General features: G+C 46.6%; 30 protein-coding genes and 1 pseudogene. 13 read left to right on the forward strand and 18 right to left on the reverse strand.

Going from position 1 to position 24,297, the window contains the following annotated elements:
* The 4 genes from ACOTYB_RS22920 to ACOTYB_RS22935 all read left to right on the forward strand — a co-directional run.
* The coding region (locus tag ACOTYB_RS22920) for an IS1 family transposase (RefSeq protein ID WP_004209611.1) at positions 1-68 on the forward strand (68 nt) is incomplete at its 5' end.
* Between the two features lie 287 nt (positions 69-355).
* Positions 356-1,270 (forward strand): IS5 family transposase, encoded by a 915-nt coding sequence (locus tag ACOTYB_RS22925; protein ID WP_100185530.1) that lies wholly within the window; start codon positions 356-358, stop codon positions 1,268-1,270.
* A complete protein-coding gene (locus ACOTYB_RS22930) occupies positions 1,252-1,467 on the forward strand; it encodes a hypothetical protein (RefSeq protein WP_122966916.1) in 216 nt (71 codons plus the stop codon). Before ACOTYB_RS22925 ends, ACOTYB_RS22930 begins: the two co-directional genes overlap by 19 nt.
* Positions 1,370-1,753 carry a hypothetical protein gene (locus ACOTYB_RS22935; protein WP_233144839.1) on the forward strand — a complete coding sequence of 128 codons (384 nt, stop codon included), beginning with the start codon at positions 1,370-1,372 and terminating at the stop codon, positions 1,751-1,753. Before ACOTYB_RS22930 ends, ACOTYB_RS22935 begins: the two co-directional genes overlap by 98 nt.
* Positions 1,754-1,803: 50 nt before the next feature.
* Here ACOTYB_RS22935 and ACOTYB_RS22940 read toward each other — a convergent pair whose 3' ends face one another.
* The 4 genes from ACOTYB_RS22940 to ACOTYB_RS22955 all read right to left on the reverse strand — a co-directional run bounded on the left by ACOTYB_RS22940 (position 1,804) and on the right by ACOTYB_RS22955 (position 4,030).
* The gene (locus ACOTYB_RS22940) at positions 1,804-2,211 is read right to left on the reverse strand and encodes a hypothetical protein (protein WP_001371904.1); all 408 of its coding nucleotides are present in this window, start codon (positions 2,209-2,211) and stop codon (positions 1,804-1,806) included.
* Between the two features lie 457 nt (positions 2,212-2,668).
* On the reverse strand, positions 2,669-3,340 hold the full coding sequence (locus ACOTYB_RS22945) for a S1 family peptidase (RefSeq protein ID WP_000285959.1): 672 nt from the start codon (positions 3,338-3,340) through the stop codon (positions 2,669-2,671).
* A gap of 44 nt (positions 3,341-3,384) precedes the next feature.
* Positions 3,385-3,690, reverse strand: coding sequence for a hypothetical protein (locus ACOTYB_RS22950; RefSeq protein WP_001100610.1), 306 nt, complete (start codon positions 3,688-3,690; stop codon positions 3,385-3,387).
* 22 nt (positions 3,691-3,712) lie between these two features.
* Positions 3,713-4,030 carry a hypothetical protein gene (locus tag ACOTYB_RS22955; RefSeq protein WP_000785965.1) on the reverse strand — a complete coding sequence of 106 codons (318 nt, stop codon included), beginning with the start codon at positions 4,028-4,030 and terminating at the stop codon, positions 3,713-3,715.
* 191 nt (positions 4,031-4,221) lie between these two features.
* On the opposite strand from ACOTYB_RS22955, the gene ACOTYB_RS22960 reads away from it, so the two are divergent.
* Positions 4,222-5,625: an ISNCY family transposase gene (locus ACOTYB_RS22960; RefSeq protein WP_000125668.1), complete on the forward strand. Its 1,404-nt coding sequence runs from the start codon at positions 4,222-4,224 to the stop codon at positions 5,623-5,625.
* A gap of 32 nt (positions 5,626-5,657) precedes the next feature.
* Here ACOTYB_RS22960 and arsH read toward each other — a convergent pair whose 3' ends face one another.
* Complete coding sequence (gene arsH / locus ACOTYB_RS22965; protein ID WP_000130816.1) at positions 5,658-6,362, reverse strand: arsenical resistance protein ArsH; 705 nt, start codon at positions 6,360-6,362, stop codon at positions 5,658-5,660.
* 86 nt (positions 6,363-6,448) lie between these two features.
* On the opposite strand from arsH, the gene ACOTYB_RS22970 reads away from it, so the two are divergent.
* From ACOTYB_RS22970 to arsC, 3 genes are read left to right on the forward strand one after another with little or no spacing between them, the layout of a single operon-like run.
* Positions 6,449-6,769 (forward strand): transcriptional regulator, encoded by a 321-nt coding sequence (locus tag ACOTYB_RS22970; protein ID WP_000941305.1) that lies wholly within the window; start codon positions 6,449-6,451, stop codon positions 6,767-6,769.
* A gap of 45 nt (positions 6,770-6,814) precedes the next feature.
* Entirely contained in the window at positions 6,815-8,104 is a 1,290-nt protein-coding gene (locus ACOTYB_RS22975) for an arsenic transporter (RefSeq protein WP_000922628.1), read from the forward strand.
* Positions 8,105-8,116: 12 nt separating this feature from the next.
* A complete protein-coding gene (gene arsC / locus ACOTYB_RS22980; RefSeq protein WP_000065802.1) occupies positions 8,117-8,542 on the forward strand; it encodes a glutaredoxin-dependent arsenate reductase in 426 nt (141 codons plus the stop codon).
* 59 nt (positions 8,543-8,601) lie between these two features.
* Here the strand turns inward: arsC and ACOTYB_RS22985 are convergent, their stop codons facing one another.
* The 8 genes from ACOTYB_RS22985 to ACOTYB_RS23020 all read right to left on the reverse strand — a co-directional run bounded on the left by ACOTYB_RS22985 (position 8,602) and on the right by ACOTYB_RS23020 (position 15,125).
* A complete protein-coding gene (locus ACOTYB_RS22985) occupies positions 8,602-9,429 on the reverse strand; it encodes a universal stress protein (protein ID WP_001066652.1) in 828 nt (275 codons plus the stop codon).
* 18 nt (positions 9,430-9,447) lie between these two features.
* Positions 9,448-10,926 (reverse strand): SulP family inorganic anion transporter, encoded by a 1,479-nt coding sequence (locus ACOTYB_RS22990; RefSeq protein ID WP_000927306.1) that lies wholly within the window; start codon positions 10,924-10,926, stop codon positions 9,448-9,450.
* A gap of 491 nt (positions 10,927-11,417) precedes the next feature.
* Positions 11,418-11,693 (reverse strand): hypothetical protein, encoded by a 276-nt coding sequence (locus ACOTYB_RS22995; RefSeq protein WP_000864986.1) that lies wholly within the window; start codon positions 11,691-11,693, stop codon positions 11,418-11,420.
* A 140-nt stretch (positions 11,694-11,833) separates the two neighbouring features.
* Positions 11,834-12,031, reverse strand: coding sequence for a hypothetical protein (locus ACOTYB_RS23000; protein ID WP_001371914.1), 198 nt, complete (start codon positions 12,029-12,031; stop codon positions 11,834-11,836).
* Positions 12,032-13,017: 986 nt separating this feature from the next.
* The gene (locus tag ACOTYB_RS23005) at positions 13,018-13,275 is read right to left on the reverse strand and encodes a hypothetical protein (RefSeq protein ID WP_000637193.1); all 258 of its coding nucleotides are present in this window, start codon (positions 13,273-13,275) and stop codon (positions 13,018-13,020) included.
* A gap of 73 nt (positions 13,276-13,348) precedes the next feature.
* On the reverse strand, positions 13,349-13,663 hold the full coding sequence (locus ACOTYB_RS23010) for a hypothetical protein (protein WP_001005009.1): 315 nt from the start codon (positions 13,661-13,663) through the stop codon (positions 13,349-13,351).
* 47 nt (positions 13,664-13,710) lie between these two features.
* On the reverse strand, positions 13,711-14,607 hold the full coding sequence (locus ACOTYB_RS23015; protein WP_000975181.1) for a hypothetical protein: 897 nt from the start codon (positions 14,605-14,607) through the stop codon (positions 13,711-13,713).
* 2 nt (positions 14,608-14,609) lie between these two features.
* Complete coding sequence (locus tag ACOTYB_RS23020; RefSeq protein WP_000464825.1) at positions 14,610-15,125, reverse strand: thermonuclease family protein; 516 nt, start codon at positions 15,123-15,125, stop codon at positions 14,610-14,612.
* 214 nt (positions 15,126-15,339) lie between these two features.
* On the opposite strand from ACOTYB_RS23020, the gene ACOTYB_RS23025 reads away from it, so the two are divergent.
* The 4 genes from ACOTYB_RS23025 to ACOTYB_RS23040 are packed head-to-tail and all read left to right on the forward strand — an operon-like array spanning position 15,340 to position 18,553.
* A complete protein-coding gene (locus ACOTYB_RS23025; protein WP_000833380.1) occupies positions 15,340-16,767 on the forward strand; it encodes a DNA cytosine methyltransferase in 1,428 nt (475 codons plus the stop codon).
* 60 nt (positions 16,768-16,827) lie between these two features.
* Positions 16,828-16,995 (forward strand): hypothetical protein, encoded by a 168-nt coding sequence (locus ACOTYB_RS23030; protein WP_000220758.1) that lies wholly within the window; start codon positions 16,828-16,830, stop codon positions 16,993-16,995.
* 22 nt (positions 16,996-17,017) lie between these two features.
* Entirely contained in the window at positions 17,018-18,337 is a 1,320-nt protein-coding gene (locus tag ACOTYB_RS23035; RefSeq protein WP_000078513.1) for a DUF1173 family protein, read from the forward strand.
* Between the two features lie 12 nt (positions 18,338-18,349).
* Positions 18,350-18,553: a hypothetical protein gene (locus ACOTYB_RS23040; protein WP_000121164.1), complete on the forward strand. Its 204-nt coding sequence runs from the start codon at positions 18,350-18,352 to the stop codon at positions 18,551-18,553.
* Between the two features lie 63 nt (positions 18,554-18,616).
* Here the strand turns inward: ACOTYB_RS23040 and ACOTYB_RS23045 are convergent, their stop codons facing one another.
* The 3 genes from ACOTYB_RS23045 to rcnR form a co-directional block, all read right to left on the reverse strand.
* Entirely contained in the window at positions 18,617-19,822 is a 1,206-nt protein-coding gene (locus ACOTYB_RS23045) for a hypothetical protein (protein ID WP_001371952.1), read from the reverse strand.
* On the reverse strand, positions 19,819-20,637 hold the full coding sequence (locus ACOTYB_RS23050; RefSeq protein ID WP_000193207.1) for a DUF4942 domain-containing protein: 819 nt from the start codon (positions 20,635-20,637) through the stop codon (positions 19,819-19,821). The genes ACOTYB_RS23045 and ACOTYB_RS23050 overlap by 4 nt, the downstream gene beginning before the upstream one ends.
* Positions 20,638-21,102: 465 nt before the next feature.
* Positions 21,103-21,375 carry a Ni(II)/Co(II)-binding transcriptional repressor RcnR gene (gene rcnR, locus ACOTYB_RS23055; protein WP_000019951.1) on the reverse strand — a complete coding sequence of 91 codons (273 nt, stop codon included), beginning with the start codon at positions 21,373-21,375 and terminating at the stop codon, positions 21,103-21,105.
* Between the two features lie 122 nt (positions 21,376-21,497).
* Between rcnR and ACOTYB_RS23060 the strand changes: the two genes are divergently transcribed.
* Entirely contained in the window at positions 21,498-22,613 is a 1,116-nt protein-coding gene (locus ACOTYB_RS23060; RefSeq protein WP_001572377.1) for a nickel/cobalt efflux protein RcnA, read from the forward strand.
* A gap of 257 nt (positions 22,614-22,870) precedes the next feature.
* Here ACOTYB_RS23060 and ACOTYB_RS23065 read toward each other — a convergent pair whose 3' ends face one another.
* Together ACOTYB_RS23065 and pcoS are read right to left on the reverse strand one after the other, a co-directional pair.
* Positions 22,871-23,305, reverse strand: a complete 435-nt coding sequence (locus ACOTYB_RS23065; RefSeq protein ID WP_000723070.1) for a hypothetical protein — start codon at positions 23,303-23,305, stop codon at positions 22,871-22,873.
* Positions 23,306-23,522: 217 nt separating this feature from the next.
* A pseudogene (gene pcoS, locus ACOTYB_RS23070) lies at positions 23,523-24,215 on the reverse strand (copper resistance membrane spanning protein PcoS); the annotation flags it as partial.
* Positions 24,216-24,297: the final 82 nt, after the last annotated feature.

Raw genomic sequence — 24,297 nt, forward strand, 5'->3', positions numbered from 1 at the left:
TCTCAAAATCGGTGGAGCTGCATGACAAAGTCATCGGGCATTATCTGAACATAAAACACTATCAATAAGTTGGAGTCATTACCTAGGAGAGTTCAATCACTCAACGCCTTTTACATCTCATTTTATTTATATCACCGACTATCATAAAGATAATACATGGATGATTTCACTTTCGCAGGAGGATTTTAATACAACCAAAATTTTAACATCGTTAAGTCTAGGGAAGGTGCGAACAAGTTCCTGATATGAGATCATCATATTCATCCGGAGCGCATCCCAGAGGGACATCATGAGCCATTAACTCACCTTCGCCGATAGTGAATTCAGCACTAAGCGCCGTCAGACCCGAAAAGAGATTTTCCTCTCCCGCATGGAGCAGATTCTGCCATGGCAGAATATGACCGCTGTCATCGAGCCGTTTTATCCCAAGGCGGGCAATGGCCGACGGCCCTATCCGCTGGAGACCATGCTGCGTATTCACTGCATGCAGCATTGGTACAACCTGAGCGACGGTGCCATGGAAGATGCCCTGTACGAAATCGCCTCCATGCGCCTGTTTGCCCGATTATCCCTGGATAGCGCCCTGCCGGATCGCACCACCATCATGAATTTCCGCCACCTGCTCGAGCAGCATCAACTGGCCCGTCAATTGTTCAAGACCATCAATCGCTGGCTGGCCGAAGCAGGCGTCATGATGACCCAAGGCACTTTGGTGGATGCCACCATCATTGAGGCACCCAGCTCTAGCAAGAACAAAGAGCAGCAACGCGATCCGGAGATGCATCAGACCAAGAAAGGCAATCAGTGGCACTTTGGCATGAAGGCCCACATTGGTGTCGATGCCAAGAGTGGCCTGACCCACAGCCTAGTCACCACCGCGGCCAACGAGCATGACCTCAATCAGCTGGGTAATCTGCTTCATGGAGAGGAGCAATTTGTCTCAGCCGATGCCGGCTACCAAGGAGCGCCACAGCGCGAGGAGCTGGCCGAGGTGGATGTGGACTGGCTGATCGCCGAGCGTCCCGGCAAGGTAAAAACCTTGAAGCAGCATCCGCGCAAGAACAAAACGGCCATCAACATCGAATACATGAAAGCCAGCATCCGTGCCAAGGTGGAGCACCCGTTTCGCATCATCAAGCGGCAGTTCGGCTTCGTGAAAGCCAGATACAAGGGGCTGCTGAAAAACGATAACCAACTGGCGATGTTATTCACCCTGGCCAACCTGTTTCGGGTGGACCAAATGATACGTCAGTGGGAGAGATCTCAGTAAAAACCGGAAATAACGCCAGAAATGGTGGAAAAAATAGCCTAAATAGGCTGATTCGATGTGTTTGCGGGAAAAAAATCGGCCCAGATCCGCGAAATTTTAATCAGCGAGTCAGCTTGGGAAGAAATGACCTGCTTATTCGCACCTTCCCTAGATGCCTGTGTATCCATGCTCGGAAAGATACTAAAAAAAATGTCTAACAAAAACGGTATCTCACAAACGGAAGAATCTGAATTCGCATTTCTTTTAACAAACTATATTAAACAGACTTTGACTTTTAGAGAATGGCAACGCAATGCTGACGGAAATCAACGACTGCACTTTCTTATTAATATCTACGGTGCAAAAGAAGACGGTGGCGAAGTGGTTTTAAGACCATTTATTGTAAATCCTGATGAATTAATGCTTACTCCAGCGGATGTCGTTGAATTTAATTCGCAGGTTATCAACGTTGATCGGCAGCGTCATCCTGAGTGGTTCCGTTAACTGGTCACAAGGGTTAAGAGCCTGAAAGGCTGCGATAGTGTATACGCAGCCTATTCTGTATAGCCGTCGCGTAATAATTGTTCTAAATGACTATCGACCGTTTCCTGATCACCAGGAATATATCGTGGCCATCCTGTTATATCGTTGACGCGTTTCACTATGTATGGATGAAACCCAAACTGCTCGGAAGTGATGTCAATATAATATTGCACTTCTTCGAAGTTCAATTCACACCAATAATGGCCAAAGCCACCACTCTCTGTAAATATACCGCCATCATCTGCACCGTTACCCCCACGAACAACAGCATCTAGACCTTTAGTTTTTGCTAAATAACATACAAGATAGCTTGCAAAAAGGCATGTGCCTTTCGTCTTCTTTGTGCCGCACTCCGTCAAAACTGAAAGTAGCTTTTCATGCGCCACTCGTGCAATGCCTGATACCAATTCCGGGGACATGTCTGCTCCAATGAAATTATTAGATCGACTTAAACAGGTAATATGTAATTAGGCATTACGATAAGTCGTGCCCTATTGGTTGGTACATCGTAAGAAAAGTAACTTTTCTAATCCCAGCCTGCACTCCGGGAATGCTTCTAACCTGAATAAATCACGGGGGCAGTGCTGGATACTTGTCAACTGTATTTGGATTCACAGGCTAACTATTTTTATACAGTTTAAGTGAATAAAACTTACTTAAAGCAGCGAACCACGCCGAAAGTGTAATGAGGAATACCGCCAATTCATCAGAACCATTTTTGATAGCACTGAGTAGAGCGATTAGTCCAAGGAACACCGAAAGAAAGACTAGTATTGCGGGTAAAAGTTTATACATGATAGACGTTCCTTTTAAAGGTTCAGATAGGTAGACCAACGCAGATAACGTCGGAATTGCCTGTTGTAAGATTACGCTCATTTAATTATTTTTATAACCTATGAATCCGCGTATAATTTCATTTGTAGTAATCTTCGTAATATATATCTGATAGACATTGATCTTTTTAATGTCTTGTTGACTCACAACACCATATAAGCAACTCTTAGATTGGTTTAACACAGCGCTTCCACTAACTCCATTTTGATAAAAAGCAGTCAAACCATCAGAACCAACTATTCCTTTATAATAGTAGGTTGAGTCGGGGGAAGCATACGTATTTGAAAGCGTATTATACATTCCCGATAGAACCCAAACAGACTCACCTGGAGCTAGAACATTATCACATACTGGAAGCTTCCAATTAGGTGGGGCTTTGACAATAGTATTTTTTTCTACTTTTAAAAGAGCGAGGTCCCGGTTCTTAGGATCATCAATATTGATAACTGTTGCTGGTTGGCTCCCATTCCTTGTTATTATACTTAGACTATAATCCTTGCTTGCATCAAGCCATAAATGTGAAGCTGTAAGAATATGTTGTTCATCGATCCAAGTACCTGAGCCGGAGATTGTCTTATTTCCAGACTTGATTTGAATTTTTACAGCTGAGTCCGAAAGCTCAAAATCATTGTGGTGCATACTTTGTTTATGAGGATTATCGGTGGAACAAGCAGAAATCAGTAAGGCTGAAAGAGCTAAAACCTTTCTATACATAGTCAGTTTCCTTCGAATAAGGCGAGTTTGGTTTCTAGAATATTTTATCCAGCGAGGAATTCTTCTAACGTGCTATCTTGGTACTGGGGATATATCTGCTTCATCATGCCAAAAGCAGCAACCGCTACGCTTTCTAAGTCGGAATAGAATTTAGGCTCCGTATTAAGATCATCACCATTCTTCAGAACGCCCTCGAAGCAGCTATAATCATTTCCGAACTCTTGAACAATAATCCAGCGCCCATCACGGAAACCTACGAGCATAACCGCTGAATTAGGATAGTCGCCAGCAGGCGTTAGCCAATCAAAGTGATAGTGCTTTATCGTATCATATTTCAGATGTACATTCATTATTCCTCCGTTGGCGATTACATTATTTGAGTTTTTTCATGGACTCTAAAGAAGCGAGGTAGGAATTATAGCGATCACCAAATTTTTCTTTCGCACGCTTAACGCGCATTTTCTCCGCGAGCTCAGTCTTGTTTTCTGCCTGGTAGGTCCTATTATTTTGCGTCTTTACTTCGGCCCCTGGGCCTGCTGCGTACGTTTTGTTTTTCTCGCTAATACACGCTCGGCATTTACTCTTGAGGCCAAACTTGCCCTTGAGCTCTTTTCCAAACTGTTCAAAGGGTTTAACTTGCTGACATGATTTGCATTTTTTAAAGCCCGGGGGGAGGTAGGTGTCAGCCATGAGCTGCTCCAGTAGGTATTGATTATAGGTGATTTTAACTTAAAGACGACGTCACTTTCAAATAAATCGACTACTTAACGCTGATCTTACATAATCCTGATTATGCGCACTTAAGTTGTAGTAGCAAAGTTGTAATGTCCGATAATGGCTAAGTTAAGATGTCCGGCGTGTATAATCAAGTAAGGATTACCATGACGGCTCTCGCAGCGGAGTTTTTCACATTGGATGAAGTTAACCGACTCAAAATCATTCAGGATGTCATCGACCGGCGTCTGACAACACAAATGGCAGCTCAGCGGCTTGGTATCTCCGACCGTCAGTGCCGTCGTCTGCTTGCGCGTTATCGTGAAGATGGTCCGATTGGCATGACCAGCCGCCGTCGTGGTAAATCCAGTAACAACCAGTTGCCTCAGGGACTGGCCGCATACGCGCTGAACATTATTCGCGAACGCTATAACGATTTCGGTCCGACGCTGGCCTGTGAAAAACTGTCTGAGGTGCACGGTGTTCATCTTTCCAAAGAAACCGTCCGTAAGCTGATGACTCAGGCCAGTCTGTGGGTCCCACGTAAGCAACGTGCGCCAAAAATTCAGCAACCTCGTTACCGCCGTGCCTGTGCCGGTGAACTCATACAAATCGACGGCTGCGACCACCACTGGTTTGAAAATCGGGGACCTAAGTGTACGGCACTGGTTTACGTTGATGACGCAACCAGTCGTTTAATGCAGCTTCTTTTCGTGAAATCTGAGTCTACTTTCACCTATTTTGAAGCGACCCGGGGCTATATTGAAAAACATGGCAAACCGCTTGCGCTGTACAGCGACAAAGCCAGCGTATTCAGGATCAACAATAAAAATGCAACCGGCGGCGACGGCGATACCCAGTTTGGCCGTGCGATGCATGAACTGAACATTCAGACCATTTGTGCAGAAACCAGTGCTGCCAAAGGCCGCGTTGAACGGGCGCACCTGACGCTTCAGGACCGACTGGTCAAGGAGCTCAGGCTCCAGGGCATCAGTTCCATGGAAGCTGCGAACGCATTTGCCGAAGAGTTCATGAACGATTACAACCGTCGTTTCGCAAAAGCGCCTCGCCAGGCGTTTGATGTTCATCGGGAACTGGATGTCGATGACGATCTTGATATGGTATTTAACTGGCGTGAAGCTCGTAAAGTGTCGAAATCACTCACAGTGCAATACGACAAAGTCCTTTATCTGATTGAAGACAGCGAATTCAGTCGTCGGGCGATTGGTAAATACATCGATGTCTGGCATTACCCGGATGGACATAAAGAGCTCCGGCTTAATGGCGTATCACTTCCCTACTCCACCTATGACAAGCTTTCTGAAATCGATCAGGGGGCCATTGTGGATAACAAACGTCTGGGGCGGGCCCTGGAAATGGCGCAGCTGGTCCAGGCCGAGCGGGATAATAACCGGTCGCAATCCGTACCATCCGGAGACGGCCCTTCTCGCAGGCGTAAAGCTCCCACGACGAAGAAATCCCAGCGTTCCCTGGATCAGGACGATATGTTCAATGCCCTGGTGAAACTTCAGTCACGCTCTGAAGAGATATTTGGGAAGAAACCGATTTAAAGCCCGGTAATCCATCCGGGCATGCCTGGCTGTCAGATTTTGGCCTGATTGACCCGTGCCGCGAGCTCCTGATGACTCTCTTTCCTTTCGCTGTAGCGGTCGGACAGGTAGGCTGTGTGCCCTTTCAGGAGTAACGTCATTTTGAACAACTCTTCGGTAACGTCGACAATCCTGTCATACCAGGGTGAGGGTTTCATGCGCCCTTCATCATCAAATTCCTGCCATGCCTTTGGCACTGACGACTGATTGGGGATGGTGAACATCCGCATCCAGCGGCCAAGTATCCGCATCTGATTGACCGTGTTAAACGACTGTGAACCACCACAAACCTGCATGACGGCCAGCGTTTTACCCTGGGAAGGACGAACAGCACCTTCACTCAGGGGTATCCAGTCAATCTGGGCCTTCATCACCGAGCTCATGGCGCCATGTCTTTCCGGAGAACTCCAGACCATTCCGTCACACCACCTGACCAGCTCGCGGAGTTCAAGCACTTTGGGGTGACTTTCGGGCGCATCATCGGGTAACGGCAGACCGGATGGGTTAAATATTTTCACCTCAGCCCCCATCTTTGCCAGCAACCGCCCGGCCTCTTCCGCTGCAAAACGACTGTAGGACCGCTCTCGTACTGAACCGTACAGGATGAGAATTCGCGGCATGGTTTCGTTGTTGCCCGTAAGTTTGCTGGCAAGCGCATCATCAAAATAAGCCGGTTCGATTGCTGGTAAGTCGGTCATAAAAAATCTCCATTTCATAAGCTATGCTTTAAAAGTTATCACATATGAAATACCATATGTATTGTTATTTTTTTACGAGGTTAAGCATGCTACAGCCTGTTCAGCTTTTTAAACTGCTCGCCGACGAGACCCGTTCAACTATCGTGATGCTTCTCAGGGAGTCCGGTGAAATGTGCGTCTGTGACATCTGTGCGGCAACCGCAGAGTCTCAGCCAAAAATTTCTCGCCATATGGCCCTTTTACGTGAAGCCGAGCTGGTCATCGACCGTCGCGAAGGAAAATGGGTGCATTACCGACTGTCGCCACACATGCCAGCATGGGCTGCGGGTATTATTGATACAGCCTGGAACTGTGAACGAGAAAACATACGCAACAAGCTCAGTAGCGTGGCATCTGTCTCCTGCTGATGGCGATATATATATCCGAATAAACAAATGTGAATGGAGTTTCTGATGTTACTGGCTGGTGCTATCTTTTTATTCACGCTCGTCCTGGTTATCTGGCAACCCAGAGGGCTGGGGATTGGCTGGAGTGCCTCACTGGGCGCAATTCTGGCATTGCTGACTGGCGTCGTTCATCTGGGGGATATTCCGGTGGTCTGGCAGATAGTGTGGAATGCGACCGCCACCTTTATCGCCGTGATCATCATCAGTCTTCTGCTCGACGAATCCGGCTTCTTTGAATGGGCCGCGCTGCACGTTGCCCGTTGGGGGAATGGCCGGGGGCGGCTGCTCTTCACCTGGATCGTCCTGCTTGGTGCGATGGTTGCGGCACTGTTTGCCAACGACGGTGCGGCACTGATCCTGACACCTATCGTTATCGCGATGCTGCTGGCGCTGGGATTCAGCCGGGGAGCAACCTTAGCGTTTATCATGGCCGCAGGGTTTATCGCTGACACGGCAAGCCTGCCACTGATTGTCTCAAACCTGGTGAATATCGTCTCGGCGGATTTCTTTAAGCTTGGTTTCTCAGAATATGCCGCCGTGATGGTCCCGGTTAACCTGGCCGCGATTGCGGCTACGCTGGTGATGCTGCATCTGTTTTTCCGTAAGGACATTCCCGCCGTTTACGACGTTTCTCTGTTGAAAGAACCGAAAGACGCTATACGTGATGTGAATACCTTTAAAACCGGCTGGCTGGTTCTGGTGTTGCTTCTGGTGGGATTCTTCGGACTGGAGCCGCTGGGCGTACCGGTCAGTTTGGTCGCAGCCGCTGGTGCATTGCTTCTGTTTGCTGTTGCGAAAAAAGGGCATGCCATTAACACCGGTAAGGTGCTGCGTGGTGCGCCCTGGCAAATCGTTATCTTCTCGCTGGGGATGTACCTGGTGGTCTACGGCTTACGAAATGCCGGTCTGACCCACTATCTCTCTTCCTTGCTGAATCAGCTGGCAGAGCAGGGATTGTGGGCGGCAACGCTGGGTACGGGCTTCCTGACGGCCTTCCTGTCATCAGTGATGAACAATATGCCGACCGTGCTGGTCGGGGCGCTGTCGATTGATGGCAGCACAGCGACCGGTGTTATCAAAGAAGCGATGATTTACGCCAACGTCATCGGCAGCGACCTGGGGCCAAAAATTACCCCTATCGGCAGTCTGGCAACGTTACTGTGGCTGCACGTTCTGTCGCAGAAAAATATCAAAATTACCTGGGGATATTACTTCCGGGTGGGCATTGTCATGACAATCCCCGTGCTGTTTGTCACGCTTGCAGCACTGGCGCTTCGTCTGTCTTTCACTTTGTAATGAGATACTGATATGAGCAACATTACCATTTATCACAACCCGGCCTGCGGCACGTCACGCAATACCCTTGAAATGATCCGCAACAGCGGTACAGAGCCGACCGTTATTCATTATCTTGAAACCCCACCATCACGAGCTGAGCTGGTAAAACTCATTGCGGATATGGGGATCACGGTACGAGCGCTGCTGCGTAAGAATGTCGAACCTTTTGAAGCGTTAGGGCTGGCGGAAGACCGCTTTACTGACGAGCAGTTAATCGATTTTATGTTGCAGCACCCTGTTCTGATCAATCGCCCTATCGTGGTAACGCCGCTGGGTACCCGGCTATGCCGCCCTTCTGAAGTCGTGCTGGATATTCTTCCCGATGCGCAGAAAAGCGCGTTCACGAAAGAGGACGGTGAGAAGGTAGTTGATGAAAAAGGTAACCGGCTGAACTAAACGTGTTCTTGTGACGAAGGGCGAGAGAACTCGCCCTTTTTTATTTAAGATAATCAGTGCTAACGGAGGATAAGAAGCGGTTGTTGCGTCTTTTGCAGCATTTCGGAGGTATGACTACCGATAAAGAACTGCCGCAACCTGGAATGACCGTAGGCCCCCATCACTATCAGATCGACAGCATTTTCCTCGGCGTAACGAATAAGCGCGTCCCCGACTGATTGCCCGGTAAGATGTGTTGTGCTGTTTTCTATATCCGCGTCACGTAAAATTTGCTGTGCGGTCAGCAGCTCTTCCTTCTTACCGTTTACCATGACAAGGTGGCACTCCAGCCCCCTGAGTAAGGGACTCATCGTCAGACGTTCCAGGTTACTCCTGCTTTCTTCACTGCCATCATAAGCCAGCATGACTCTGGAAGGCACTGAGTAGTTCTCCGGAACAACCAGTAGGGGTTTCTTTTGCAGACGAATAACGCTTTCCAGATGAGAGCCTACCGGATGCTGGCTACCCCGACGCCCCAGCACCATGAGACGAAGGTCGCTCAGCTCTGCCAGAACTTCATCCGGTGTACCGTGTTTTTGCATCAAAAGCACATCCGGGCTTCCCTGTTTTTGAAGCAGTTCAGCACAACTTTCCAGTATTGCTTTCCCCTGGGCCATCAGCAGGCGATTACGTTGCCCTTCAATTTCTACCAGCTCATCGGTCAGCAATTGCTGACTGTCTATGCCGAGAGTGCCGGTCAGGTCTGACACTACCGGGGTGCTGTCTTTTTCGATAACGTGCAACAGTGCTAGCTGTGATTGCAAAGTGCGGGCTGCCCACGCCGCATATTCACACACTGACCGCGTTGAAAGTGAACCGTCCACACAGGCTGTAACAGTATTATTCATAGTTTTCCCTCCAGTCTGTTAATGACCGCCCATCAGTTTTTCGACTTCTTCAGGTTTATCGTGAACACCAAACCGGTCAACGATGGTGCGGGTGGCTTCATTCATCCCACGTATTTCAACCCCGGCGCCCTCTCTACGGAACTTAATGACCACCTTATCCAGGGCGCTGACGGACGTGATGTCCCAGAAATGGGCATGTGAAACGTCTATCACCACATTCTCAATCGCTTCACGGAAATCAAAGTGGCTCGTAAAGCGGTCTGCTGATGCAAAGAATACCTGGCCGGTGACGGTATACGTCCGGCTCGTCCCCTCCAGAACTGAGGTTACACGCATGAACCGGGATACTTTAGTGGCAAAATTGAGCGAAGCAATCAGTACACCGGTCAGCACACCGAAGGCCAGATTATGTGTTGCCACCACAACCGCGACGGTGGCAAGCATGACCACGCTGGTTGAAAGGGGGTGTGTCCGCAGGTTGGCAATGGAGCGCCAGGAGAATGTCCCGATGGAAACCATAATCATCACCGCGACCAGCGCTGCCATCGGAATTTGGGAGACCCAGTTGCGCAGGAACACAATCAGGCAAAGCAGCACCACGCCCGCCGTGAGGGTTGAAAGTCGTCCGCGTCCACCGGATTTTACGTTGATAACAGATTGCCCAATCATCGCGCAGCCTGCCATTCCTCCGATAAAGGATGTGCAGATGTTCGCGATGCCCTGAGCTTTGCACTCCCTGTTTTTGTCGCTTGGCGTGTCGGTCATGTCATCCACGATAGTGGCGGTCATCATCGACTCAAGCAGGCCAACCACCGCAAGCCCCGCAGAATATGGCAGGATGATGAGCAGCGTCTGAAGATTTAAAGGCACGTCCGGGAGCAGGAAGACCGGCAGACTGTCGGGAAGTTTCCCCATATCCCCGACGGTTCGCACATCCAGATGCAGCCACATGGCAATCCCAGTCAGCACCACGATGCACACAAGCGGTGAAGGAATGGTTTTGTTGATATAAGGGAAGAGATAGATGATCCCCAGCCCTGCCGCAGTCATGGCATAAACATGCCATGTCACATTGGTCAGCTCAGGCAACTGGGCCATAAAAATCAGTATTGCCAGTGCATTAACAAACCCCGTGACCACTGAGCGTGAAACAAAACGCATCAGCCCGCCAAGCTTCAGATATCCGGCTATCAGCTGGAATACCCCGGTCAGTATGGAGGCAGCCAGTAAATACTGTAAGCCATGATCTTTCACCAGCGTCACCATCAGGAGAGCCATTGCACCGGTGGAGGACGAAATCATCGCCGGACGTCCGCCAAAGAAGGCCATAACGAGAGGAATACAGAACGCCGAGTAGAGGCCCACCTGGGGATCAACACCGGCGATAATGGAAAAGGCGATCGCTTCTGGAATGAGTGCGAGCGCGACAACAATACCGGCCAGAACGTCACCACGGACGTTACCCAGCCAGTCCTTACGCGTCGAGGACAGCAACATAGTAATTTCTCAGTTTTTAGATACAGTCAGCCCTGGAGGGCTACATTTTTACGTACGGTAAAGCACATCCGCAGACGGGATGTTATTGAGTGCGTGCTGAGGCTTGCTCAGTACGACAGAGGAAGGAAAAACTCAGGGTGGCGTAATACGCATAGCGGTTGTCAGATTCTCCATAGCGGATGTGTATATATTGTCGGCTCTGTTGTCAGGAAGAACTTACAGAACACGTCGCGTTTGAACATGAAACACTTCAAAGCAGCCCAATACTACAAATAAAGCGAATACGGGGTCAACCCAACAAGGTACTCAAACGAAGAGGTTAAGATGCGATTTTTATCCAGGAATTCAATATTATCAAAGGACATTTGAACTTTGCCCCACCCCGGACATCTCTACTTAGCTTTGACATAAGTTATTGATTCATATGTGGTTATTTTTTAACATTTACGTTTCACGTACTGATAGATTGCCTTTGAAGCCAACGCTGACCGTCATTCATCTTGATCAGGAATTTGGGCATCTTCTAAAAACACCTTTGTACGGTAATCATCTTTCCAGCCTAACCAAACTGAATCTTCACCACCGGAAGAAACAACTTTACGGTTTCCTGTGAGATTATCAGCCTGTTCTAAGCATATTGACTGCATATCAATGAGCAAATCAGCTTCTGCGACTTCCGTGCCGCCGATCGTTTCATAGCCGGAAATCAGAACAATTGCCTCAGGGTCTCTTTCGTTCAGCATGGCGATCAACTCTTTCACTTTCATTTTAAGATACCAGTAGTTTATTTGTGTGCATTGCTGATGGATTTTATAGTGCTGCCGACCTTTTTCAAGGTGCTTCCGTTGCTTCCAACGATCATGCTAACGACCTTGTTGTCTGACCTGGTATTGCCGTGGTCATCCTTTTAGAGAAATGCTCCAAAGATCAACATGGCGGCATAGGTTTTCCAGCTTGACCAATCAATCGTGGAACCAAGCAACAGATAGAATGCCAGGGCTACCAGCCCCAGCTTTACTACTAGCGCGATTATTATGGTGAAGATAGACTCATCGCGTTCGCCTTTAAGTATTTTATACCGCGTAATTAAACTGTCGTTTTTCATGTAGCATCCGTTATAGTTATTAAAGTCCTGCATTAGAAGTTGTTATTTGCCGAAGTTACCTTGTATGAGTTAACTGTGGATCCAAAAATACAAAATATAAGCTGTGCCAATTGAAAGGATTAGAAAAGCACAGTTACTAATAAAATCTACTAATGCTTGTAGCTTCTTTATTCTCACAATTGCTGGACCGTGTTCAGTAGAGGTACTACTCAGCCCTTTTGTTCTGGCACTCTCTGCTTTTCTGAAAAAATTGTAATGCAATCCTGACCGCAAGCAAAACCATGCCAAACCAGTCGTTATTACGATATTTATGTAGAAAGCATATTGAATCATTTGTTCAGTTTCGAAGCTTTCCATTGAAAACCCTTTGTTGAAATGTTGAATAAAATTATTTTTAGTAAATGTAAGCAATAAATAGAACGAATATTAATAGTGAAAGATGCAATGCCAACATCTGCTTATGATGCCTTATGAGGATTTCTTCCTTCGCATTCATTAAATCGTACATCTCATCAATATTTTTATTGCTGGTATATTCGAGACGTTCATCACGAAGTAATTTGAACTTTACCAATACGACAAGTGATTTAATAATAAAGCTCGTAAGCATAACAGTTATAGACAAAAATAAAAAATAGGCCAAATTCATATATCACTCCATGGAGATTAATAGAAAAATTTATAATAAGTAATCTCATAGAGCATTACTTGAATCTTCTTCCCATACTAAGGACTCACCGAGAAACTTAGTTAAAGATGATTTGGCATACTGTGGTTCGGAAAAAAAACGTGGGAACCAGCCGTCAAAGCTTTGGGTACCATTGTGACGATTTTCAGGCGAGACTGATAAGCGGTACCCGTCTTCGTAAGGTGAAATGCTAAATGTGTATCCATCATCTGTCTTTGAGATCAGCGTTTTGCATGTCATATGACTGTTTGCTCACAAAGTTACTTTTCTAAGATATCGAAAAGTGTGGATTAGATCATCATTCAGATAGTCTTTTCATCACAAACTTTCCTGCCCACATTATCACAATTATAAAGGTAATAAAACCGATCTGCTCCCAACGTAAATTGGTTTGCTGTTCGGAATCATCCAAATGAATTGCATAAATGTAACATCCGAAGGTAAGCGTGAGTGGAACAACAAGCATCCCTACCTTTTTAGTAATATTTCCAATAAACCACCAATAAAGAACCCAGGAAATAATAGAAGAATAAAAAATTGCTTCTGAAACTATCATATGTAACCTCTTGAATTAGTCGATGCTGTGGGTAAATAAACCCGGACCGTCAAATGATGCAATTGCAAAATATTTAGTAACCATGAATCCTTCGGTTATCTATTTCAGCCATGTATGCAGTAGGCTTTTTTAAGAGATAGATTGGTGAAACGACATTCGTTTTGACTTTATAAGCCAGAATGAAAACACCTGCGGAGCTTGCCATAAGTACCGCAAGAAGAATAGATACCGTTAACTCCTTTGGTGTTTGTATCACCGAAAGAAGAAACAATGCGCTTATGGCTGCAAAAATCCAGCAATATAATGATGCATCCATAAAACCAGCTACAACACTCGATCCAAAAAAAAACCAAAATAAACTTATTAAGATTACTGAGTTTTCATTCATGTCTGTTCCTTGTTATTACTAATTATATTATGCTTTATAGTTGACCGTCAGACTACCCACGGGTTTTGACGAACAAAGTCACGCACTCCATTTATACATGCTTTTGAGATGACTTCAAAATAAGGATGGTTTGATGGAATCATATTCCCGGTATTATCAAGAAGCATAATAGTCCCTAAAGACCGAACCAGTTGATATTCATTGAGCTTACGCTTTAGCAAAGTTTGCAATCTATAAATTGTCTCACCGGAACTGTTACCTTCGATACCTACAACAGAGACCGTACAGTTCACTTCCTGATTATCAGATTGATAATCGAACCAGTAATTTTCGTTGCAATTTCCTTTTTGCGCATGCTCAATTTTGCCAGGCCATTTTACCCATAAAGAAGAGTTGTTTTTAGATCGTAAGATCTGCTTCAGCGTTTCCAATGGATTTTTTTCATCAACCTCAGACCAGGCCGAAATAAATTCTTTCTGCATTGCCTTAGGGTCTATAACGGCAATGAAATCAAATTCCTCTTTATTGATAGAGTTGGCTCGATCTTTGAGATAAAACAGACCGAGTTTATATCCCTTTTCACTTTTCCAGTTTGCTCCCACAGGCTGATAGTCTGTATTTATAAACGGTTTGAAAGTGTGAGTGTCGGGAGAAAAAATTACTGAGGGTGCCAGCACCCGGCCTCGGTATCGTATTGGATTTACAAATATTTTTTCCCCGTCACATAACATTTCAATAATTGCTTTTGTCACAACTACTGAAATAGAAGGTCTACATGTATTTTGATTTATTTCCCCGAGGTGCGCCAAACTTCCATCCTCACTCTTCAACACCTTTGTAAGGCAAGTCGGGCAATACTGTTGATCTCTATAATAAACAGGCATGGTTAGACGACCGGAATCGTTTAGTACCAACTGAAGTAACGGATGAGGCTCTTTCATCATGGTTATTTCTTCCCTTTCACCTTTCTGGGCTTTTCGTTTGCCTGTCTCCACTGCCATGGTGGGACAGGGTTGGTGTCTGCCCATAACCCTTTTGCCTCCTTTTGTGCTGCGGATTCATATTTGATATAGCCAGGGACAATGGCGTTATCTTCGAACCGATAAACCCACGCATATCCACTGTCCACCATAGAGGCATTGATATCATATCCATCTAACCAGATGGTACCTAACATACGGCCATAGATATCCGTACCATGGTCTATCACGGTAACGATTTTAGTTGCTATAGCTGTGGTTAAGGCCTGTTTTGCTTTTTGGCCAAAAGCCTGTTTAGATTCAGGAGCGTCTATACCATACATCCGTATTTTGATGGTTGTGTTTTGAGCATCCAACGCAGTTATGGTGTCACCGTCAACAATCTTAACCACCTTTGCCTCAAAAGTTGTTGAGTTCCCCCAGGACGCCACTGGGAATACAACAATCATGATGGGCAAAAGTAACTTTGTAAAAAAAAACATCATTTCACCTGAATTTGTTGAGTACAGACATGTATCCACAAGCCTATTTACAGGCAGTATTTTAACAAGTCATTATTTCATGGGCGGGCTTAAAACCAATCTTTTTGCAACTTAAAGGCAGAATAATCACAATAAATTTAGAACCTGAACCAAAAAATAATCCAAATTAAGCGTGTTAATCTATCTCAAAGATATTATTCCTGAGAGAGTTTGGATGAAACGTTACACTCATGATCTTGAGACAGACCTGAATGATGTGGATAAAACACCATCTCTGATCCACAAAACTTTGTTAACAGCTTCGACTATTTATGACCTGAAATATCTGGCTCAGGTATTAAATGATGAAAATGGCAGTAATTGGTCCCGTGCATCCCTTAAACGTCAGGTTACATGCATACCTGAGCATTGTGATCTGAGTATCGCAGATGGACGCTATCTACAGACTTTAATACCTTCACGACCTGCTGATTATGAGGACAGGCACTTTAGCTTTATCGATCTGTTTGCAGGGATAGGTGGACTGCGAAGCGGATTTGATGCCATCGGTGGTAAATGTCTTTTCACGAGCGAATGGAATACTTATTCCAGCCGTACTTACCGGGCGAACTGGTATTGCGATGAGAACGAGCACCGCTTCAATTCAGACATCCGTGACATCACTCTTAGCAACCGGCCCGAGGTTACTGATGACGAGGCATACAAATTTATCGATGCCTCTATCCCGGATCATGATGTTCTTCTTGCGGGATTTCCATGCCAGCCATTCAGCATCGCCGGTGTCAGTAAAAAGAACTCTATGGGTCGCAAACACGGTTTCGAGTGCGACACTCAGGGTACGCTCTTCTTTGATGTGGCCAGGATCATCCGGGCAAAACAACCTGCAATTTTTGTTCTGGAAAACGTAAAAAATCTGAAGAGTCACGATAAGGGTAATACCTTTAACATCATCATGAAAACGCTCGATGAGCTTGGCTACGACGTCGCAAACAGCGAAAGCACGGGCGCGGATGATCCTAAAGTCATCGATGGCCGTCATTTCCGACCCCAGCACCGTGAACGTATCGTCCTTATTGGTTTTCGCCGCGACCTACGTCTGAAAGACGGTTTTACTCTGAGAGATATTAAAGACTTTTATCCGGACAAGCGCCCTTCTCTCTCAGATTTACTGGATCCGAGCGTAGATAGTAAATACATCCTCTCCCCTAAACTCTGGGAGTACTTATACAACTATGCAAAGAAACATGCGGCAAAAGGCAATGGTTTTGGTTTTGGACTAGTAGATCCTTCCAATGTTAATAGTGTCACCAGAACCCTCTCAAGCCGCTATATGAAAGACGGATCTGAAATTCTTATTGATCGGGGCTGGTCTCATGAGCTGGGAGAAACTGATTTCCATAACACATACAACATGGACCGTCGGCCACGCATGCTAACGCCACGTGAATGCAGCAGGCTAATGGGCTTCGATAAACCCGGGGAAAGTGTTTTCCGTATCCCTGTGTCCAATACACAGGCTTACAGACAGTTTGGGAACTCCGTGGTCGTTGATGTCTTTGCGGCCGTCGCCAAACTGCTGAAGTCTCGAATTGAATTTGCAGCCTCCCAGCGCTTGCGGCAGTTTTACGACGAAGTCAGCTGACCTGAGCTCCTTCATCAATTTAAATGCTTAAGATTGTTGTAATAATGTCAGAGGTCAACCATGACGTATTTCGAATCAGCTGAAGGTGAGACGGTATCTAAAGAACGAGCATTACAAGAACTGTCCAGGCATTGCGTTCCCGAAACAGATTTCGAAGAATTCTTTAGCGACATGGGCGTAAAGGAACAGTATGACGCTCAGGAAGTGTTGCTTTGGTTGGGATATTAAACTTCCTGTTTAGGAGACTACTATGAGCCAAAAATTCGCAGTGATGATTGCTTACGACGACGATCCAAACGTCAAAAGGTACTCACCTGACTTTCAAACGCAGGATGAGTTTGCTAAAGGGTGGCAGTCGGCTCTTAAAAAGGCACACCACACCTCAGGTCAAAAATCAGTCATCACCTGCGGATGTCGTGGAAAAGGAGAAAAGCGACTTTATGTTCGTGCTTTACCGAACGGTGATGCCTTTATTCTCGTCAAAGCCGCTAACACGGGCATTGAGCATGATCCTTCCTGTGTATTCTTCTCCCTTGATGCCCGGCATACCGGCCTGAAAGGATATGCGAGTGGTGTGGTCCGGATTACAACCGAAGGTGATATGGCTGTAAGGCTCGGTATCGGTATGACAGAGAAAGATCCTCCTGAAAAATCAGAAGTGCCTCCCCTGCCCCATGTTCAGCGACCAGAAGGAGGTCAGGCCTCAATGACCCTCCTGGGCTTGCTTAGTCTTTTGTGGACAGAGTCTGGTCTGAATGTCTGGTACCCGAAAATGGCAGGGAAACGTAACGATTCACTGGTACGGTATCGTCTGCTTGAAACCGCTAAACAAATTCGTACCGGCAGAGCCTGCATAGGTGACCATTTATTCATTGGTGTACCTGACCCGAAACAACCTGTCGCTCAGTCGCAAATTCAGCGTCTTTCATCACAGGCGATGAGTGATAAACGTCTCATGCTCCTGTCAGTTTTACCTCGCTACGATGCTGAAAAGCATGAGAAGCCACTTAAATTTTTACCCCTGCGGAATTTTGGGGGGCTACCGCTGATTTTTTTCAATTCAGAAGGCCATTGGGATAGCGTAAAGAAACGATTTTCATCGGAGTACGCAGCATGGAAATCCGGGGCGAAAATAGTTGTCTTTGCGTTGACGTCACCAGCTGCGGTAACCGGCAGAGGCCCTTCTGTAAGAGCTCATCAAATTGTGCTGATGCACGTTAGCGAGAACTGGATACCTCTGGACTCCTCCTATGAGGCGGTTGTTGCAGAAAAGCTGGATGCAGAGCACCGGCAGTACGTTAAGCCCATGCGTTATGATGCGAGTATTAGTGAGGTGTTCCCTGACTTCTACCTGCTCGACACAAAAAGCGATAAGCCGTTCCCGATGGAAGTATTTGGTATGGCCACTCCTGCTTATCTGGCCCGAAAGCAACTCAAAAAAGATTATTACAACCGTGAATATGGGCCTTATGGATGGTGGCACTGGGATGCGACCACAGCATCTGAAACTATGGTGCTGCCTCATTTTCCAGAATCACGTAAACCTCTTTCAACTGGCACACCTGCTTAAAATGGAGAAAAAATGTCATACATGCTTTCACTAAGCGAACAGACAAAACTGAACGCTTTCCTGTCAGGGATCCTTGATGATTACAAGACTGGGGTTATCACTCAGATACAAGCTGTTGGTAAAATCGGTAACGTGTTTTCTGCACTGGAAAGTGGAGACTCAAAAAAGGTAGTGCATTTGTTGACTGAAGGACGAAAACTCCTGCGGACGGGCTGAATGTCCGCAGAAGGTCTACTGTGCCAGGGGATGCAGAGAAGTCTATCAACCTGGCTTCATTTATCATGATGTTTTTCTACTACGCGGCTGTTTTGACTTTCCAGTACCTCCCCCTGCCATTGCACCAGTCAATGTATCAATGGTGCCTTTCAGGGATTCTGAGATTGTTTTCTCTGCCTCCAGGGTAGCTTCCAGCTTCATTACTTTGGACTGGAGCGTTTTTAATTCACTGCTTTGTTCAGCCACTTCCGCTTCATAGCCCTGGCTGACCAAAGTTACTTTTTTCAGGTCGGCGCTCAGCGACTCGTTTAGTTTATGGAGTTCAGTAAGCTCGGCATTCACCGCCACCAGGTCACCCTCCTTCCCGGACAGTGCACTTTTCAGCTCAGCACAGAGGTTCTGTGCAGCAATCAATTCCTGTTCAAACCTGTCCCTCTCTGCCTTTGTATCTGACACAGTCTGACTTAACTGGTCGCATTGTCTGGAAAGACCGGCATTATCAGAACGCTGAGTGTTGATCTCTTCGTTCAGCTTTTTTTGATATTCAAGGTGACCAGCGATCTCTGTTTTACGTTCAGCCAGTTGCTGGGAGAGTGAGTCATTTGACTGCTGTGCGAGGCTTAATTCATGCCGTGTGCTATCTAACTGGTGATGGCAGGTTTCGAGTTCTGCTTCGGCAACATTCAGCCTTGTTTCTAACTCCTTGACGGTACTGTCCCGGATCTCTAATCGACCCTGTAGCGCCTGATTCTCAAGTTTCAGCTCATCCATATCGGTAGCGCTTTGCTCAAGCCGCTGTAAAAGCTGCGTTACCTCCTCCTCCAGCTGCATGCTACGTGCTTCAGCTTTTTTAACACTATCACTCTGTATTGCGGTATAGCTTCTACGGTAGTGCCAGGTGATGTACGAGATAATATCGCCGAGTGCAACCTTCACCTCATCGGGTATATCCAGGTAACGGGCCTCTTCAGGAACCTCTTTAACATACTTCTGGTACTCAGCGAACATCTCCTGTGACCTTGCAAACGAGCCGCCAACAGCGTTTCTGAGCCAGTGAACTTTGAAGCTCAGATCGATATTTTCCGGGTTAATTTTTTTCTCTTCGCACAGACGTTCGATTGCATTGAAGTAATCGATCATCGCAATAGATGAGTACCTTGAACGACCCATTTCCTTTGATTTTTCTGTGGATTCGCTGCGGATGTCATTCTGCACCTCTGGCGAGGTAGCATCGTTCAGGCTTTTTTCTTTATCGTTTTCGATCATCATTTTTTTCCTGCGGCCGGAAGCTGGTTTGCAAAATATATGCTGATAAGATCGTTCAGAGCATTCAGAAGCGAGATACTGTCGATACAAATATGAACGTTTCCATTCTCAAACAGGCGACACCGCCAGCCATTCTCATCGCAGACCTCGCCTGTGAAATCTGTATTTCTCATGGCCGTCAGCCTGTCGACCATACTCAGCCCACCGCCGGTTGCAGGTGTTGGAGTATCAGAACAGATGCATACAATATTCTCAAAGTCGCGTAAACAAAAGTGATTGTCCTGCGAGAAACCGTTGTACCTCAGTACGTTCACACCAGGAAAAATCCCCCGAAGAACAAGCTTTTTCGGCATTGTATATTGCCGTGCATTGCTTTTAAAACTTCGGTCAAGCTTGTTGAGAACATCAACGAAACCTTCTGCAAGCGTGTCTCGTCTGTTAGCCAGTGCATGCTGTAATGTTCCCTTAACAATCTCCAGGGAAGCGACGGGCGGATCCGTACGTAGGGATTCGTTAAAGGCTTCTTTTTGCTTATGGTTCCAGTACCGGTCCATACCTATTTCTTCAAAGAGCCTTTTCCACGTTTTACGGTCAATTTCCTTACGCCCCTCCTCGATGGTGCGATCCAGTGACGACGGAAGACCAAATGCGTTGGGCTGCATAATTCTGCTGGTGAAGAGAGAGAGACCGCACAGTTCCGACGCTTCCGAGATTAACCGCATCCCTTCTTCGAATTTCTGCATGGCCATATCCCGGGCGCTGATGAGCTGCCCTGTCCGGCTCGCCGGTACTGGCTCAGAACCCTGGTTTTGAGTCATTTTACACTCCATTTTGGTATGTCAGAACATTTTGATTTGAGCAAAGGTAGGTGTACACAGACATTAAAGTTGTCTCCTTTAACATGAAAAAGACTTTAAAGTTGTCTACTTCTTCAGATAGACCTACTTAACAGGATACTAAGTAGGTCATCTCCTTTCTCGCGTAGCATCTCTCGACGTTCACAGCAGAGGACACGTTTCAAAATGTCATCCAAAATTTTTTTCCATTATCTGACGTTGGGTGATTTTGATGGTCAGCGAGTAGAGGCTTTAACAATGTGGGTTGCCCTGAGCAAAGTAAGGGAAGTAGATGTACCAGAAATGTACGCGTTGCCTTGCATGAAGGGGGGCATCTTAAAGCTCATTGATTAAACAAACTCACTATGCCGCTACAAACAGCCCAAAACCGTCACTTGATAACGTGTTATTTAGATAAATTAATGCTCAGGGCTTTTAGCCAAACTGTCACTTGATGTAAGAATCCAGAACCTTCAGCACAACGTCCAGGTCTTCTTCTCGTTTCTGTTCTTCACTTTCATGAACAATATGTTCAGTCAAATGTCCTTTAATCACTTCACGCAATAAACCATTCACGGCACCACGTATGGCGGCTATTTGTTGCAGTACAGCGGCACATTCGTGAGGTTCATCAAGCATTTTTTTCAGCGCAGCAACCTGCCCCTGGATCTTGCTTGTACGTGCTTTCAGTTTTTGTTTATCGCGGATGGTATGTGACATGTGGGCTCTCACTCTCCTGGATATTTTATGTAACTATACCAGCGTTATTCTACTGGGGGGTAGTATATTTTACTGGGGGGGAGTAGAATCCGGCCTACACTTAATAACCAAGAATGATTCTCATGAACGAATTTACGACACTTCTTCAGCAAGGCAACGCATGGTTTTTCATCCCCAGCGCCATTCTGCTTGGCGCGCTTCATGGACTGGAGCCCGGGCACTCCAAAACAATGATGGCAGCATTCATCATTGCTATAAAAGGCACCGTACGTCAGGCCGTGATGCTGGGTGTCGCGGCAACATTGTCGCACACTGCAGTCGTATGGCTGATTGCTTTTGGAGGGATGTATATCAGTAATAAATTTACCGCAGAATCAGCCGAACCCTGGCTACAGATGGTCTCTTCAGTGATCATCCTTGGTACGGCTTTTTGGATGTTCTGGCGAACCTGGAGCGGTGAGAAAAACTGGCTGGAGGGAATGCAGGAGAATGAACATCATCACCATGACGAAACAAGGTTGATCGATACTGGCCATGGAAAAGTTGAACTGTCCATTTTTGAAGAAGGACAACTTCCCCACTGGCGGCTACGCACTCTTAGTGGCCAAAGATGGGCTTCTGAAGATATCTCATTAACCACACTTCGGGAAAACAGTACGATCTCTCAGACTTTTGAATTTGTTGATCATGGTGATTATCTGGAGTCAACATCTCCCATCCCTGAGCCTCACAGTTTCAACGTACGTCTGTCTCTGGGACATCGTGGTCATGTCCATGACTATGATGTGGCGTTCGCTGAACACGACCATGACCATGACCACTCTGAGCTTGATGGGCTGGATGTGAATTCGAAAGAGTATCAGGACGCTCACGAACTGGCTCATGCCAATGACATAAAACGCCGCTTCGACGGGAAAGAAGTAACCAACGGGCAAATCCTGATATTTGGACTGACAGGAGGGCTTATCCCTTGCCCGGCAGCTATAACTGTATTGTTGATCTGCCTTCAGCTTAAAGCGCTTACGCTGGGTGCCACACTGGTTGTTTGTTTCAGTATCGGCCTGGCATTGACCCTCGTAACGGTTGGAGTGGGTGCGGCGATCAGCGTTCGTCAGGTCGCCAAACGCTGGAGTGGCTTCAATACCATCGCCAGAAGAGCCCCCTATATTTCAAGCGCCCTGATTGCTGCTGTTGGGATTTACATGGGTATACATGGCTGGAATGGGCTGGTGCATTAACACCGGTACTGATGACACACACTCTGGGTACTTACAAAGTACATCCTAAGCGCCACCGTTGAGGTTATGAGCAGAAAAACCCGGAATATAAAGCTGCTCTTTCCGGGACTTGTTGCTGAGGCAGGGATTAAGTAACTGATTAAATCCATTCCCATAAGACTCAATGATAAATGAAAGAATAAAAAAAACGCTCCCGGACGGGAGCGTAAGCCAGTGACTTCGGCGTCAAATGAGGGTCTAACAAGTGGAGCTGCGGGTTAATTCTGGGTGATCTGGCTGCGATGCTTTTCAGCCTGCTGCTGATGAATAACGGAAGACTGACCATTATTCGCCTTCTCGTGCACAACAGCGGCTTTTTCATGCTCGTTCATTTCTGAAAATGACGTTGCTGATTCGTTGGTGGCCCCTGGTTTGCCTTTCATCATTTTTTTATGCATCTCCGCCATGTCCTGGTGGGCAGAAGCGTTGCCGTTTTGCATCATTTCATGGGACATTGCAGCCTGATCGTGTCCGCTCATATCCATCATTGTCATACTGTCTCCCTGAACAGCGCTTTTTTCAGAGGTTGACTGCATCTGATGGGCGGGTGCCTGGGCATTATTTACCTGGTCATGCATGTTCATTGTCTCTGCAGCCATGGCGGATGAAGCGACAGCCATAATGGCAACAAATGATACAAGGATCTTTTTCATGGTTGGGTCTCCGGTGTTTTCATACCCAAACAATCAACGGCTTATAACAGAGAAAGCATTTGATCTCAGGGCGGGTTATTCATCACTCCAGGAACCAGGCGATTGCGTTATCACTCTGCTCCTGATTTATGTATGATTATAAAAAACCGCCTCTGTTTATCGCGTGACTGAATGATGACAATTTTGTCACCTTCCAGGTTTCTCCTGAAGAACGGGATTAATCCATTAACAGGCGCACACTGAACACAATTTCCCGCCCCTGCTGTTCTGCTGACAGCTCGCCGCCATGAGCATGAATGATCGACCTTGTAATTGATAATCCCAGCCCCGCGCCTTCCGTGTTGTGGACCCTTGATGAATCAGCTCGATAGAACCGATCAAACAAACGTTCCAGATTAGCGGGAACCTGGCCGGACATCGTATTCGTAATCATCACGTTCACACAGTCACTGTCACGCTCAAGGTGTATCGCTGTACAGGTGTTATCGGGAGAATACTTGATTGCATTGGAAAGCAGGTTACTGAAAGCACGTCGCAGCATATCGCTGTCTCCGGCAACAACGCCCTCTCCTTCAACGGTGATTGTCTTTCCTGTTTCGTCTGCCAGAGGCTCGAACAGCTCACGTAATTCATTCAGTTCGGCGGCCAGATCCACATCATGTTTATCCAGCTGCAGCAGACCATGCTCTGAACGTGCCAGAAAAAGCATATCACTGGTCATTCGTGACAACCTTTTCAGTTCTTCCAGGTAAGCGAATAAGATTTCGCGGTAATGCGAAACATCCCTTTCCTTAGCCAGTGCAAACTGCGTCTGCATCATCAGATTACTGACCGCTGTGCGCAGCTCATGCGCGATGTCAGACGAGAAATCTGACAGTTTCCGGAATGACCCCTCCAGGCGATCGAACAGGCACTGTTGCAAAGTTAGCGATGAGGCAGCCTTTTGTCTTATTCAAAGGCCTTACATTTCAAAAACTCTGCTTACCAGGCGC

The organism is Enterobacter cloacae complex sp. IR5450 (assembly GCF_049238665.1).
In the GTDB taxonomy this organism is placed as follows: domain Bacteria; phylum Pseudomonadota; class Gammaproteobacteria; order Enterobacterales; family Enterobacteriaceae; genus Enterobacter; species Enterobacter hormaechei_C.